The following is a 14,467-nucleotide window of genomic DNA, read 5'->3' on the forward strand; positions in this document are numbered from 1 at the left end:
CCGCTTATTTCTACATTGCGAAAAGTTTTGCAGCTTTCTCATTCCGGCTGGAGACGATCAATCGCTGACATTGGCTGAACTGAAAAACAATCTGGCCATCCTTCGATATCTGGCAATGGTTGCTTGTTGCTAGATTGCGCAACAACGAATGCAAATCAATTTCACTTGAGGTTGATTTGTCACTTCTGTTCTCCGGCCTGGCGCCGGTTGAGTTGTCGGCCCTCTCTCAAATCCGTCTCTCGACGGTCGGCCGCTGTCTGTTTTTTTTTCTTTGATAAGGAATGGCTGATGTGGAGTTCGTTGACTCACTGCGGTGAGAGGCGCCCTTGCGTGCCTGAGCGTCTGGTGGCAAGCCCGGTTGCTGCGGCGCTGCTTATGTTTTTAGGCAGTTCGAGTTGCGCAATGGCGCAGGACACTGTCGAAGCCGATGAGAGCACTCAGTCTCAACGTGTGATGATTCTCCCATCGATGACGATAAGCGGGACGGGAACACCCGATGCCACCACGACGGAAGGGACAGGACTTTACACCACCGGCCAGACCACGGCCGCAACTCGCTTGCCGTTGACGCTGCGGGAGACGCCGCAATCAGTTTCCGTGGTAACGCGTCAGCGCATGGACGATCAAAAGCTGGATTCAGTTCAGGGGGTACTGGAGAACACGACCGGCATCTCGTCTTATCAATCAGATAGCCAACGCACGAGTTTTTATTCCCGAGGTTTTCTGATCGACAACATCCAGTATGATGGTATACCGGCCGTCATCGGCGATGTCATCAACGGTAGTGGTATCAGTGATCTGGAAACTGCATTTTACGACCGTGTCGAAATTGTGCGCGGGGCTAACGGGCTGCTCACCGGCACGGGTAATCCGTCAGCTGCGATCAACTTGGTGCGCAAAAGACCAACGCCAGAGTTCTCGGCCTCCACTTCTATCAGTGCGGGGTCTTGGGACAATTTCCGAGAGATGGGGGATATTTCCGTACCGTTGACAACCGACGGTCGTATCCGAGTTCGTATGGTAGGGGTCAATAACGATGGTCACTCCTACATCGATGGTTACCAAACACAAAAGCAAGCTTTCTACGGGATCATTGAGGCAGATATCACCGAAGACACCACCTTGGATATAGGGTACGACTATCAGAACAGTTCCCCTAAGCGACCGACTTGGGGCGGTACTCCTCTATGGTTCAGCAATGGTTCAGAGGCAGAGTGGTCGCGTTCTAAATCTGTGGCAGAGGACTGGAACAGCTGGGACAGTACCCGGCAGAGCGCTTTTGCCGAACTAGAACACCGGTTTGATAACGACTGGAAAGTCCACGGTGTCGTGAATCAGTACCGTACAGAGTATGACACCCAGCTAATGGGGAGTTCTGGTACACCCGACCAGGATACTGGATTAGGCACTTTTCCTGATGGCGCTTATCCGGTTGCTTTGGCCGGCGAAGGTAAAAGCCGTCAAACCACCTTTGATGTGATGGCGAGCGGTCCCTTCGATTTGATGGGGCGCCAACATGATCTGGTAGTGGGCGGTATGAGTTCTCGGTATACCTCGAATAAAGACGATGTCAGCCCCTTTTTTGTAGGGTTCACGCCGGGCAATATCTACAATTGGAATAATCGTTTCCCCAAGCCCAACTTTGATGCAATGGCGTCTATACCGACCAATACCGAGGTTAAGCAGCGCGGCTTCTATAGCACAGCGAGATTTTCATTGGCCGACCCATTGAAATTGATTGTCGGCGGGCGGTTCAGTCGGTACGAGATCGACGAGGCCGCGGGCGGGACACCGTTTAGTTATAAGAAGAGCAATGAATTCACGCCTTATGCTGGTCTGATATACGACATCGACAGTACGTATTCCGTATATATCAGTTATACCGGCATATTTAATCCGCAAACATCGTTCCGAGACAGCAACGGCAATGTCCTCACGCCGACTGAAGGCAAGACGAAAGAGATTGGTCTCAAGGCTGAATACCTGGAGGGGCGACTGAGTGCGTCTGTCGCATTGTTTGACACCGAACTGGACAATGCTGCACAACCGGATGGAAGTCTTCTTACGCCAGGCGGTGCGCAGGCTTACAAAGGTGTTGATGGCAGCAAATCCCGCGGGATTGAGTTTGACCTGCAGGGTGAAGTGGCTCCCAATTGGAACATCTACGCTGGCGTCGCCGCTTTCACAGCCAAGGATGGCAACGACGCCAGGCTGAACGCACAGGTACCGCGCACTACCGCTCAGATGTTCACTACATACAAATTACCTGGCATGTTGGAAAAGTTGACCTTGGGCGGAGGCGTCAGATGGCAAAGCCGCTTCTTAAGCAGCAGTACCAGCACAAGGGTGGCGGAACAAGATCCCTATGCGTTGACGTCACTGATGGCGCGCTATGAGCTGACAAGGAATATGGACGTGTCAATCAATGTTAATAATGTGTTCGATAAAAAATATGCAACGCAGAAAGGGGATTTCGACACTGTCAGTTATGGGGCGCCGCGTCATGCACTGATGACATTGAACTATAAATTGTAGCTTGCGCGGCTAACCGAATCACTCCATCAGCTTAAACTCCGCGGCCTCGTCAAATTTCGACCGGGCCGCTTCAACCTCAGGCAATTTGTCGAGCGTCCATTTATGCAATTCGCGAAATGGCTGCTGAAGTGTTCGCCCCAGTGGGGTGATCTCATACTGCACTGCTACGGGCGAGAACGAAATGATCTGGCGCGAGACGAGACCATTTCGTTCCAACCGCCGCAGGCACTGTGTAAGTGCCTTCTGGGTGACGCCCTCCAGGCGACGTCTGATGGCGTTAAAACGATGCGGCCCGTCATCAAGCACCGCCAGAACCATCATTGACCACTTATCAGCGATTTGGTCGAACAGCGCCCGGCTTGGGCACTCCGACGAAAAACATTGCGGCTTTAATTCCAGCATCGAAGTTTCCTACACTGATGCCTTCCAGCAAGCTGGCGTAGATATTGGCCAATGCCTGGCCATAGGTGTCATGGAAATGACCGGCCAGTTTGTCGCGTGGAACCTCTTCAGCCACGGTATCGATCAGTCGACGGCTTTGGCCCGGGGTGCCTACGCCGATGGTGTCCCCCAGGGACATCTCATAGCAGCCCATGGTGTAGAGCTCTCGGGCTACCGCCGCGACCTGTTCCGGCGCAATTGCGCCTTCGTAGGGGCAACCGAGTACGCAGGAGACATAGCCTCGCACGTTAATACCCTGGGCCTTGGCCAGCTCCAGGACCGGAACGAAACGCTGGATGCTTTGCGCTATCGAGGAGTTGATATTGCGCTGGGAAAACGCTTCGGAAGCGGCGGCGAAAACGGCTATCTCTTTGACGCCCGCTGCTATGGCGCCTTCGAGTCCTTTGAGGTTGGGAGTCAGCGCTGCATAGATGACGCCGTCGCGCTGTTCAATACCTACAAAGACTCGGCACTGCCAGCCATTTGCGGTACCCACTGGGGGGAAACAAAGCTCCCCTCCTCGATATAGCCGAGTCCCGAGGCGGAGAGTTGGTTGATCAGGTGAATCTTGTCGTTTACCCCAATCGGCTGCTTCTCGTTTTGCAAGCCGTCACGCGGCCCGACCTCCACCAAGCGAACGCTCGATGGCAGGCTCATGGCGGGGTCTCCTTTTCCAGTTCGACCAGGGCAACGCCCTCGCTGATTAGCTCGCCTTCACTGCAGTAAATGGCTTGGACCACGCCATTGTGGGGGGCGCGAATACTATGCTCCATCTTCATGGCCTCCAGTACCACCAGCGGTGCGCCAGCCTCGACCTGCTGACCTGCCTCTACCAGGATGCGTACGATGCTGCCATTCATGGGGGCCGTTAGGCCGCCACCATGTCCCGACTGAGCCGCACCTGCATGAGCAATAGGGTCCACCTGGCGAACCGTATGCAATACACCGTTCCACTTCAGATAGAGAACATCACCTTTGCGGTAAAACGTCTGGCGCTGAAGAAGGGCAGATGCATCATCGGTTGTCGCTAGCTTCAGTGGGCAGGTGGTCTCACCACTGCGCAGTGTCAGCGCGATTTCATTGGGCAGACCTGTACGCCAACCTGTGCGACCACTCCAGGGGGAGTAGGGGTCATCATGCCGCATGCGCTCGCCATCGCTGATGACAAATGCGGTGGCTGCCGCGCGCCAAAAGTCGTCCGGTAGCGGCTCTTGCTCGGGTAGCAGATCCGCCTCGTGACGAGAAATGAAACCAGTATCCAGCTCCGCCGCTGCGAAGGCCGGGTGCCCAATGATGCGGGCGAGAAAGGCCAGGTTGGTTTTGAAACCACCGACCGCCGTTTCCTTGAGCATGGCCAGCAGTCGTTGGCGCGCCTCCTCACGGTTTTCGCCCCAGGCGATCAGCTTGGCCACCATTGGGTCATAGAACGGCGAGACTTCATCTCCTTCGGCGACGCCGCTGTCTACCCTGCGCCCCGGGCCGCCAGCCGGCTCACGGTACAAATCGAGATGGCCACTGGCGGGTAAAAAGCCGCCTTCAGGATCCTCTGCATACAGGCGTACTTCGATGGCATGCCCCTGAAGCGGCACTTCATCCTGGGTGATCGGCAGAGGCTCGCCACGTGCTACCCGGATCTGCCAGGCGACCAGGTCGAGACCGGTAATGGCCTCGGTTACTGGGTGTTCCACTTGCAGACGGGTATTCATCTCCATAAAGAAGAATTCCCCGCGGGCATCGAGCAGGAATTCGACAGTGCCTGCCCCCACGTAGCCGATGGCTTTCGCGGCCTGAACGGCGGACTCTCCCATGGCGCGCCGCAGCTCGCGTGATAGACCAGGCGCAGGTGCTTCCTCAACGACTTTTTGATGACGCCGTTGAATGGAGCAATCACGCTCGTTCAGGTAAAGGCAGTTGCCGTGTTGGTCGGCGAACACCTGAATTTCCACATGACGGGGTTTTAGCACATATTTTTCCACCAGCATCCGCGAGTCGCCGAATGCGGCTTGCGCTTCGCGTTGAGCAGAACTGAGCGCCTCGTGCAGATCGTTCTCCCGCTCGACAACTTTCATGCCTTTGCCACCACCACCGGCGGTGGCTTTCAGTAAAACGGGGTAGCCGATGTGCTCTGCGGCAGCGCGAAAGGTTTCCAGGTCTTGCGCTTCGCCGTGATAGCCGGGCACTAACGGAACACCGGCTTTTTCCATCAATGCCTTGGCTGCGGACTTGCTGCCCATGGCTTCGATAGCGCTGGCAGGTGGGCCGAGGAAAATCAGGCCCGCTGCTTCCAATTGATGGGCAAACGAGGCGTTTTCCGAGAGAAAACCATAGCCGGGATGCACGGCGTCCGCGCCGCTGGCCTTGGCGGCCGCAATGATTTTTTCCGCGAGCAAATAGCTTTCGCTGGGCTTGGTTCCACCGAGACTGATGGCAATATCCGCTTCTCGAACGTGCCGAGCGGTGCGATCGATATCGCTGTAACCTCTGGTTTTGCTCACGAGGTTGCGGGGTGATGTTGCTCTTGATGCCCCGAGCATTACGGTCTTCGAATGCCCGGGGACAGTCCGACCTGGACTGGAGTAAGTCGACTCAGGCGGCCTGGTACAGTCGGCGCTCGAGCAGCGTGCTACCACGCAGGCGATGGGTTGCCTTGGCACCGGCCAGCACGGCCAGGTCCAGCAGCGGTTCGAGGGTGACGACGGTCATGTAGGCACTGCCGAAGGTCAGAATTGACATGGCGTTTTCGGCTGTGAAGCCTTGTCCGTAGAAGGCCCAGAACGCAACCCAGGCGACAATGCCCGCCTGGAAGGCGGTCGACAGCCCCAGAGCTTGTCTGTAGCTCAGCTCCACATACGGCGTGTCTGGCGCGATGATGCGTTTCGCCAGGGCGGCGACTGCGAACAGCGGCACCAGAAGAGTCGTGACGTTCATACCGTATTGCGGCAGGTCGAATGGAGCGAAGAACAGACTCTGGATCAGCAGTCCCAGGGCGAGACCCGCTGCCGCAGGTGCGGCGCCAAGCAGCAGAAACAGCGTTGACCCCAGGATGAGATGCACCTCGGAAACACCGACTGGATAGTGCGGCAGTAGCTCGAAGAAGCTGAATACCAGGGCCGTGGCAGTGACAGTGCGAGCCAGCAGCGAAAAGACACCACGCTCACCGATGGCTTGCGCAGCGAGTTTGAGGGTGTAGGCGCCGACACCTGCGGCAGTGACATAGCTCAGCCAGATTTTTCCAGCTTCCACCAGATTAGGTTCGATATGCATGACGATTGCCCCTTGGCCGCTTCACGACCTCGAAAGTAAAAAATCGGATGACTGCGGCCTCAGTTTGCGGCACGGCTGATCGCTACCGGCTCGCGCCGTGGCAGGTGTTCGTGCTCGTGTCCATGGGGCGGTGGGCAACTCGCGTTGAGCAGCGTGACCGGTTGTCCATGGGGGGTGTTCAAGTAAGCTTGCTGCCATTCCTCGGTGCGTTGGGTGATGTCTTCGATACCGGTTAAACCGAGTGTGGTGACCATGCTTTCCATGGCTGCAATCCACTGCCGGTAGTAAGTGTCGTTGACGCTTTCTCCGGGTTGCGCCGGGCTCGCCTTGATCTCGTCGCTGAATACCTGCACCCAGTCCTTCCAGGGGAATAGACCGATTTGGTGCAGGTGTAGCAGCAGGGAAAAAGCCTGGGCCTGCCAAGGTTTGTCGAATACCGGGCCTTCATTGTCGAGAGACAGACCGGCTATGGGGGGGATGTGAGGCATGCTTGCGCTCATACGGCCTCCAGATAGTTGTCCCACAGATCAATGCAAACACTGTCCGCTCGCGCCACTCCCCACAGTTCCGTAGCACTGAAGCGAACGGCATAGACCTGTTGGGGCTGTTCGCCTAGACCGTGGGCCATCGTGTCTGGGGTGGCAAACGCGCCGTGTGCAATCTCGATGGTCCCGACCTTGCCGCGCGCGTAGCGCGGCAGTCGGGTGTGGGTGGTTGGGTTGAGGTTCTTCGTCCGCACCCGGTCACCGACCCGGAAGCGGCCGGGGACGGGTTCCTTTGCCCGGGAAGAGGCGCCGCCGAGCACTACGGCCTCGACGATGTCCGGTGTTAAAACCGTGACGGGCTGTGCCGGTGGGGTTGGTTTGGCCGTGCCCTGCAGTTCGGCAGTGCTGATCACGCCTTTTTCCAGCAGTAGGTTCTCGAAGGCATGCAGCCAATGCTCGTAGTAACTGGACTGCAAGTATTCAGCCGGTTCCATGCGTTCAATGGCGTGTCGGAATTCGTCGACATTGAAGTGTCCGCCGGCGAAGAGCGAGGCGAACAGCGGAAAGACCCTGCGCTCCCAGTCGTGATGGAAGATCGGTTCATTTTCCTCGGTGAGCACTGGGCCGAAACCGTGCATACCGCCTAAGTCGTGTACACCGTTCATGGTTTTCTCCTTCTCGGGGTCAGGCTTCGTCGCCCGGCGTCTTGGGCAGGCCGGTGCCGATCATGGCGTCACGCGTCACCAGCTCGACCAGTCGTTCCTCGCTCCAGCCGTCCGTACCGGCCGGACGTTCCGGCAGTACCAGGTAGCGCAACTCAGCACTGCTGTCCCAGACGCGGACTTCCTTGTCATTGGGAATAATCAAACCGAATTCGGCCAGCACGCTGCGCGGATCGATGACTATCCGTGACCGATAGGGCGCGGATTTGTACCAGACGGGTGGCAGACCCAGGGTCGGCCAGGGGTAGCAGGAGCACAGCGTGCAGACCGTCACGTTGTGCACGGTCGCGGTGTTCTCCACCACCACCATGTCTTCGCCCTGCACGCCGGAAAAACCCAGTTCGGCAATGGCCGCGGTGGCATCTTCCAGCAGCCGATGTTTGTAATCAGGATCGAACCAGGCCTTGGCGACCACCTGAGCGCCATTGCGCGGGCCGACCTTGTGCTGGTAAGTGTCCACCAGAGCATCCATGGAGGTCGGGTCGACCAAGCCCTTTTCTATCAACAGGGACTCGAGCGCCTTGACACGCAGGGCGATGGCCTCGGGGGGCTCGGTGTGATCGTGATCGTGATGATGTTCGTGGGTAGGGCTCATGTATTGGTTCCTCTGAAGTTGATAATCACTTTCAGTGCGACTTGCCGGTGTTTGCTCGCCAATGCGATGCGCAGGTTTACAACGTCCGCCAATCGACAGAGGCCTCGAATGCGGCTGCGGCTTGATAGAGGGTGCCTTCGGCATAATGTCTTCCGACAAACATCAGCCCCACGGGCAGTCCGTCCACCAGGCCACAAGGGATCGACATGGCGGGGTGCCCGGTAATGTCCTGAGCGGCCGTATTGCCTAGCATCTCCAACGCACGAGTGACGGTCTCGGTGATTGAAGAGCCCGGTTCAGGGAGCGGCTGAGCGGTGATTGGCACGGTCGGCATGACGAGCAGGTCATAGGTGTTCAACGCCTTGTCATAGGCAGCTCGGGCAAAGCGCGCAATGTTCTGGGCCTTGGCGTAGTAGCGACCGTTGTAGCGCTCCAGACCGAACTGACCCACGAACATGCAAAGCTTGAGTGACGGGGACAATGCGTTCGCCTGATCGCGCCAACCGACCTGTTTGTCCAACAGGCCCACGTCGTACAGCCCCTTCCAGTTAAAACCCGCGCCATTGCCGTGCATCATTTGCATGGTCAGGCCTTCACAACCGATAGGGCTCCACAACGATCCCGCCAGGGTGTGTTCGGGAACCGAGACCTCCTCGACCCGCGCGCCCAACGCCTCGAGTCGGGCGATAGCGCTGCGCACCTTTTCTGCGATACGTGGATCCTGGTTAGCGAGTTGGAAGCCTTCCTGGAGAACCCCGATCCGGAGTCCGGTCACGCCTCGTTCCAGATAATCGCTATAGGCATCGACCTCGGGAGCGGTCTGGCGAGGGTCGAGCCCGTCGGCTCCGGCCATCACTTCAAGCATGAGAGCGTTATCGCGTACGTTGCTCGTCATGGGGCCGACATGATCGAAAGTGGACTCGATCGCCATCACCCCGGTGTAAGGCACTAGACCCCAGGTAGGTTTCATTCCATAAATACCGCACCATGCGGCAGGAATGCGGATGGAACCGCCTTGGTCGCCACCGATAGCCAGATCGACCGCGCCCGTCGCCACAAGCGCCGCGCTGCCCGAAGACGAACCGCCCGTCGTGTAACCATGGCGAAAAGGGTTGTGCACAGGCGCGGGGTCCGAGGTATGGCTACCACCGGAGAGGCAGTAATGTTCACAGGTGGCTTTGCCGAGGATCGTCGCTCCTGCGTCGAGCAAACGCGTCACCACGGTGGCGTCAAACGACGGTACGAAACCCTCCAGTGGTGCGGCGCCGTTCATCATCGGGACACCGGCCAGAGAGATATTGTCCTTGAGCGCGACCGTCTTGCCAGCAAGCTTGCCCGAACTGGCGCCCATCACCTCGGTTCTGTAGTACCAGGCGTTGAGCGGATTATCCGTGCTTGAAGGGCGGTAACCAGCACTGCGCTCGTAGCGCACTGGAGGGATGAAGTCTGGCAACTCATCGACGAGATCGTAGGCATCGAAACTGGATTGCATAAGCGCCAGGTATTCGCTGGCTTGCTCGGGTGTCAGCTGTATGTGCAGGCGGCTGGCGAGATCCTGCACTTGTTCGAGAGTCGGGCGGATGATGGCCATGGGGTGTCCTTTGTCCTGTGCCAACCCGTAGGGGCTGGCAATGTCTGTTCAAACGTCATCTCGGGGATGCCCGGGCACGGTGTGCACGATTGGCGGGCCGTGGCCGGGGCTGGTATCAAACTATCTCCGCACATTGAGCGGTGCTTGGTTGAGGAGGACATTCGCTTGGTTGAGCGGGACGCGAGTGCCCGTGTTTTTATAGCCACACCACGATAGCCGTCAGCTGCCAGAGCGAGCGCTCTGCAGCATGAAGGGCACCCTATGGATACGCCCCATTGGTGTGGCTCCGGTTTTTGACGAGCGTGTTAGTTTTCGGATTCGGGCGTGGTCTGTTTCTGAGATGACTTCCCGGGTTTCGGCCAGAAAACCCCAACGCTCTTCATTCCTTTGGCCGGGTCCATTTCCGGGTGTGCGAGTACGACGTCCCGATAGGAGGGGCTCCCGATCACCGCCGGTTTGAACTTGATGAGGAAGTCATTGACCTCTTTGCGCAGATCCGGGGCCAGACCGTAGTCGTCGTAGCACGCCTCGAGACAATCGAGCACCGCTTGCCAGTGCACCTCGGTCAGGCCCATCCCGCGATGCGCGGTGACCATGTCTCTACCCCTGTATTTGGCGCTTCCACCCCAGTGCTCGGAAAGGAAATCGACAAAATTGATGTGTTCCTTTTGGAACGTCGATTCCGACATATGGGCCCAGATGTGCCCGATGGCGGGATGTCCCATTGTCTTTCTCAACACTGCGCCTGCGAACTGATAGATAGCGTCATAGCCGCCAAGACGGGTATAGAGGGAGGGTTGTTGTTCCATGGTGGGTTGCTGGTCGGTCATTGTCTGGTTACTCCGTTTCGGGTGAGAGGCATCTCATTAGCCAACTGTCGCGTTGGCACGATTGGTACGGGCTGCGAAGTCTTGCGATGGAGCCAAGTTGAATTCGTCGTTGGGCACACGCTTGGTTGATAAGGACAACGGCTGATAGAGACGGGCGGGTCTAAAAAACCCTGACGTAGCGCAGGTTCATGCGAAAGTCCTCTTTGGGGCCGTTCTCCACCGCAAGGTCGCGTCCAAGTTGCACTTGGAGTTGGTCCTTGGCGGTGAAAAACTTCCTGGCCGTGACACGGAAGTTGGTGGTTTCCATCCTGTCGTCCTGGTTGACACCATCGATCTGGTTTTCCCCGCCCCAACTGTGGCCGAAGCCGATAGCCAGCGCCGTGGTCTCGTCGGGCATGTAGCGCCCCATTAACTGAGCGCCATAGGAAACGTCCTGCTCCCGGCGGGCGGAGCTGGCGCCGAAGTCGTTGTTGTCTCCGTACCAGATGGCGTCACCGACGAGGTCGATGGCCCACTTCTCCGTGAAGTGCTTGACGTAAGCGGCCTGGAGATCAAGCTTCCAACGGTTCTCGCCAAGGTTGAGCGCGTCGTCTTTGTCATAGTCGCCAGTCGGCACGTACAAGTAAGCGGTCGCACCGAGGGTGTCGTTGGCGTCGTTGAGGCGGTACTTGAGCGGCGCAGTGAGAATGAGGTCGCCGAGGCCGCTGGCGTCGCCTAAAGCAGAAGCGTCACCACCGCCTGAGACATGACCGAAGGGCAATAGGAATTGAGGCTCGATGGTCAGTCGCTCGCTCAACTGGTAGACGTGCAGCAGACGCAGAATGCCGACATCGGAAGTCAGGTTGAAATCGGAACTGGTCTTGTGACCCTGGGCATAGGCACTGTCCGTGGTGGCGTGCTGGTAGTAGACGACGCCGATGGTCGCCCCCACGGGGAGCGGCTCGTAATCGCCAGGATCCACTTCGAGAGCGTGGGAGGAAAGGCTGGGGAGGAGGGCTGCAAGCGACAGGTAGCGGAACCGTTTCATGATCGAAGATCCTTTTTTCGGGCAAAAAGTGCCCCGCTAGCGCCCATCAGGCGACGCGCAGGGCTAAAAGTGGAGTCAGCGATGGAGTCAGGTGGGCGACACTTGCGCGTCGCGCATCATCCCGGTCTGCGGATGGCAGTTGATGTACTCGAACAGTTGCTGGCTACCATCCGCTACCGAGACCTCGTGATACAGCCGCAGCTTCGAAAGGCCCCCGATCACGCGAAAGAACGTGGTGAAAATGCGCAAGTGAGTGGGATGGGATTCTGCCCAGCGCTCCAGTTTGTCGAGTGATCGCCAGTGACCGATGTCATAGGCGATATCGAGCAAATTGCCATCCAGGTCAACATTGCGTACGAAACGGTTGCTGTAGCAGCCCAGCGCCTGCCCCTCGTCACGCAGGAAGTTCATGCCGTCTTGCAGTGGCGGTAGCATCTCGTTGAAATAGAGTGCGCGCTCTTCGTCGCCGGCTTCGACCCAGTCTTGTCCAGAGCGGATCAGCGTCAGGTTGTCGTGGCCGCGTACCACAACCCTGCCGCCCTTGGCGGGGTCGCCGGAAATGACTTGCAGTTCGCCGGTCGGCTGCATCCAATCGGTCTGTGAGATAGCAAAGCGGTCGCGCGCCGAGCCCCAGTAGCCGTGCTCCTCAATCTCGCCGCTTATGCCGTCCATGACCGCACCGACACCTGGCAAATCGTCCTTGAATGCATACAACGTCTCGAACTGCTCGGCACGTGGTGCGATGACTTCGCGGAAATACCCCAACCCTTCGTTCAGGCGTGCCTCGTCGCCCCACCAATCGGCCACAGGCGCTGAAAGTAACCATCGGTGATAGGCAGCAGGATCACGCCAGTAACCCACGGCGATGAAGTTTCCATACCCCTGATTGTCGAGGTGGTAGGTCAGGTCGTGATTCCCAGGGCCATCGGTGAGGGAGAAGCTGGCGTCAATGTAGCGCATGGCCTGCAGGGCGGCGGCGCGTTGCTCGTCGCGAAATTGCACCCCGAGGTAAGCCATCACGACTTGCTTCACGTTTTCGTCAGCTCGCCCGACAAACATCGGGAAGGGTGGCTGGTAATCGTCGTGAACACGACGGGACAACGTCCGGGGACATTTGAGATGTTTATCGATTGCAGATTCCATGGGGGGCTCCTTTATTTCCGTCTCAAACGGACGGTTCGCTGTTCTACATCCCAGTGGATGTGGGGGTTTTGCGGCGGGTACCACTCCATCGGCGTTGCAGCGCCAAGGTCCCGAGCTGTACCAGGTAAGTGGCAAACTCTTCGGGTGCCATGTCCCATCGCTGTAAAAACCAGGATGAATCGGACAGTCGCTGCTGTTCTTGTGGATGCATCAGACACCTCATCATTGGTGCTTGTAGGGACACGGCATGGAGTAAAAATTATCGAGGGGCGATGAAACGTGCTTGGCTCGAATGGACAACCGTTTGGTTAAAAAGGACAGGCAAAAAAGGCCGGCATATCAGCGCGCAGCAATGGTGCGGGGCTTGTGAAACAAGGGGGGAGGCGCCCCGAGAAGTGGCACGGGGAGTGTTGGAAGGATCTACCTGTTTAACGCCAGCCGAGCTCGCAGGCGGCTATCTTCCAAGGTGTCTGACAGCGGGAATGAGGCGATGAAGATGGCCTGCTAATTGCTTGGCTCGCAAAAACGTTACCCCGCTTTTTTTGTTGAAACGCCGCCGCGAGGTGAATGCAATGAGCCAGACATGTCAGTATTCAACGCTTGCCGTTACGGCACCCCTCCGGTTCGATTACTGGAAGGAGGTGGTGTGTCACCACTGCCTGGACGCAGACAGCAAACTGCTGGCGCAGAGCGATTTCGACGGGGTGCTGGAGGTGCATAGCATGGGGGCATTGGACATTTGCACGTTGTCCGCACCCTTGCACTATTGGGAGCGTTCCGCCCAGCACCTGCGCAGTGATCCTAATGACGATTTGTGGTTGGGCTTTACCCGGAGCGGTTACGGCGAACTGGAACAGGCTGACCGACGGACGAAGCTCACCGCGGATGATCTGTTTCTTTATGACGCATCCCAGCCGTTCAGATTCAGCTTCGGTGGTACCGATAATCACCTTGTGCGCATTCCGCGACAACTGCTCAGTCAGCGGTTGCCCGGCATAGCAGATTGCACCGCTGTGGTTCTGGATGATCGTCGCCCAGGGGTGATTCCGTTACGCGAGATGTTACGCCAGGCCGCGGGTATGCCTTCAGGTTTCCAGAACACGGGAATATCCAGTCGTTACTCCAGCACGTTGCTTGACCTTCTGGTGGTCAGCCTGGAACTCCAGGATTTAAAGCAGACTCATGATGAGTTGGACCTGTACGGCCGGATCATGAACTACATCCATCAGTATTTGACCGAGGCGGACCTGTCGCTCGAACGCATTGCCCAAGCTCACCATGTCTCCACGCGCACGGTTACGCGCGCTTTCGCCCGTCATCAGAAATCGCCGGTCGCGGAAATCTGGAAGGCGCGATTGTTCGCCAGCCGCGACGCCATTGAACGCGGTCAAGTCCGCAGTATTTCTCAGGCGGCGCTGGATTTCGGTTTCTCCGACTTCTCTCATTTCAGCCACGCCTTTCGCAAGGCCTTTGGCATGGCTCCTCAGACTCTCCTGCGGCGAGAGTGAAATGGGCGGTCTTTATCGCTTCTGCAACACGTTACACGACCAGATGTTCAATCCGTCACCACACCTCCTGTGGACGTTGAGTTTTTCGACTTGTTTTTGCAGCCATCGCCATTCTTCAATGTCTTGATTGAAACCGTTGGATTTACCTGGGAACTCTTGAGCATAACGTTGAAAAATATCTGGGGTGACCGGACATCAAAACTCTCAGGTGTTCTTAATCTTAAGTTCCAATAGTTCGCTGACCGGTTTATTGCCGATGGCAGGCAAGATGTGGTTAGGCGCCAAAGCCCGCCAGAAAGACCTGCAGCATGCTGATCTCAACCCCC

General features: G+C 57.5%; 11 protein-coding genes and 3 pseudogenes. 2 read left to right on the plus strand and 12 right to left on the minus strand.

What is annotated here, in order from left to right; genetic code table 11:
* Positions 1-330 precede the first annotated feature (330 nt).
* Positions 331-2,535 carry a TonB-dependent siderophore receptor gene (locus tag ACZ9BB_RS07535; RefSeq protein ID WP_476213204.1) on the plus strand — a complete coding sequence of 735 codons (2,205 nt, stop codon included), beginning with the start codon at positions 331-333 and terminating at the stop codon, positions 2,533-2,535.
* Between the two features lie 18 nt (positions 2,536-2,553).
* Here the strand turns inward: ACZ9BB_RS07535 and ACZ9BB_RS07540 are convergent, their stop codons facing one another.
* The 11 genes and pseudogenes from ACZ9BB_RS07540 to oxdA form a co-directional block, all read right to left on the minus strand.
* Positions 2,554-2,937, minus strand: coding sequence for a winged helix-turn-helix transcriptional regulator (locus ACZ9BB_RS07540; RefSeq protein ID WP_476213205.1), 384 nt, complete (start codon positions 2,935-2,937; stop codon positions 2,554-2,556).
* A pseudogene (locus ACZ9BB_RS07545) lies at positions 2,927-3,633 on the minus strand (hydroxymethylglutaryl-CoA lyase); the annotation flags it as partial. The pseudogene ACZ9BB_RS07545 and the gene ACZ9BB_RS07540, both read right to left, overlap by 11 nt.
* Positions 3,630-5,453, minus strand: a pseudogene (locus ACZ9BB_RS07550) (acetyl/propionyl/methylcrotonyl-CoA carboxylase subunit alpha); the annotation flags it as partial. The pseudogenes ACZ9BB_RS07545 and ACZ9BB_RS07550, both read right to left, overlap by 4 nt.
* A gap of 109 nt (positions 5,454-5,562) precedes the next feature.
* A complete protein-coding gene (locus tag ACZ9BB_RS07555) occupies positions 5,563-6,240 on the minus strand; it encodes an energy-coupling factor ABC transporter permease (RefSeq protein ID WP_476213206.1) in 678 nt (225 codons plus the stop codon).
* A 59-nt stretch (positions 6,241-6,299) separates the two neighbouring features.
* Entirely contained in the window at positions 6,300-6,728 is a 429-nt protein-coding gene (locus ACZ9BB_RS07560) for a nitrile hydratase accessory protein (protein ID WP_476213207.1), read from the minus strand.
* Positions 6,729-6,736: 8 nt separating this feature from the next.
* Positions 6,737-7,390: a nitrile hydratase subunit beta gene (gene nthB, locus ACZ9BB_RS07565; RefSeq protein ID WP_476213208.1), complete on the minus strand. Its 654-nt coding sequence runs from the start codon at positions 7,388-7,390 to the stop codon at positions 6,737-6,739.
* A 19-nt stretch (positions 7,391-7,409) separates the two neighbouring features.
* Positions 7,410-8,042: a nitrile hydratase subunit alpha gene (gene nthA, locus ACZ9BB_RS07570; protein WP_476213209.1), complete on the minus strand. Its 633-nt coding sequence runs from the start codon at positions 8,040-8,042 to the stop codon at positions 7,410-7,412.
* Between the two features lie 76 nt (positions 8,043-8,118).
* On the minus strand, positions 8,119-9,633 hold the full coding sequence (locus ACZ9BB_RS07575) for an amidase (protein WP_476213210.1): 1,515 nt from the start codon (positions 9,631-9,633) through the stop codon (positions 8,119-8,121).
* 305 nt (positions 9,634-9,938) lie between these two features.
* A complete protein-coding gene (locus ACZ9BB_RS07580) occupies positions 9,939-10,463 on the minus strand; it encodes a group I truncated hemoglobin (RefSeq protein WP_476213211.1) in 525 nt (174 codons plus the stop codon).
* Positions 10,464-10,623: 160 nt separating this feature from the next.
* Positions 10,624-11,490: a transporter gene (locus ACZ9BB_RS07585; RefSeq protein ID WP_476213212.1), complete on the minus strand. Its 867-nt coding sequence runs from the start codon at positions 11,488-11,490 to the stop codon at positions 10,624-10,626.
* A gap of 87 nt (positions 11,491-11,577) precedes the next feature.
* Positions 11,578-12,633 (minus strand): aliphatic aldoxime dehydratase, encoded by a 1,056-nt coding sequence (gene oxdA / locus ACZ9BB_RS07590; RefSeq protein ID WP_476213213.1) that lies wholly within the window; start codon positions 12,631-12,633, stop codon positions 11,578-11,580.
* Between the two features lie 572 nt (positions 12,634-13,205).
* Here oxdA and ACZ9BB_RS07595 point away from each other — a divergent pair.
* The gene (locus ACZ9BB_RS07595) at positions 13,206-14,141 is read left to right on the plus strand and encodes an AraC-like ligand-binding domain-containing protein (protein ID WP_476213214.1); all 936 of its coding nucleotides are present in this window, start codon (positions 13,206-13,208) and stop codon (positions 14,139-14,141) included.
* A 27-nt stretch (positions 14,142-14,168) separates the two neighbouring features.
* Here the strand turns inward: ACZ9BB_RS07595 and ACZ9BB_RS07600 are convergent.
* Positions 14,169-14,330, minus strand: a pseudogene (locus ACZ9BB_RS07600) (conjugal transfer nickase/helicase domain-containing protein); the annotation flags it as partial.
* Positions 14,331-14,467: the final 137 nt, after the last annotated feature.

The sequence above is a fragment of the Pseudomonas sp. TE3552 genome, from assembly GCF_056278945.1.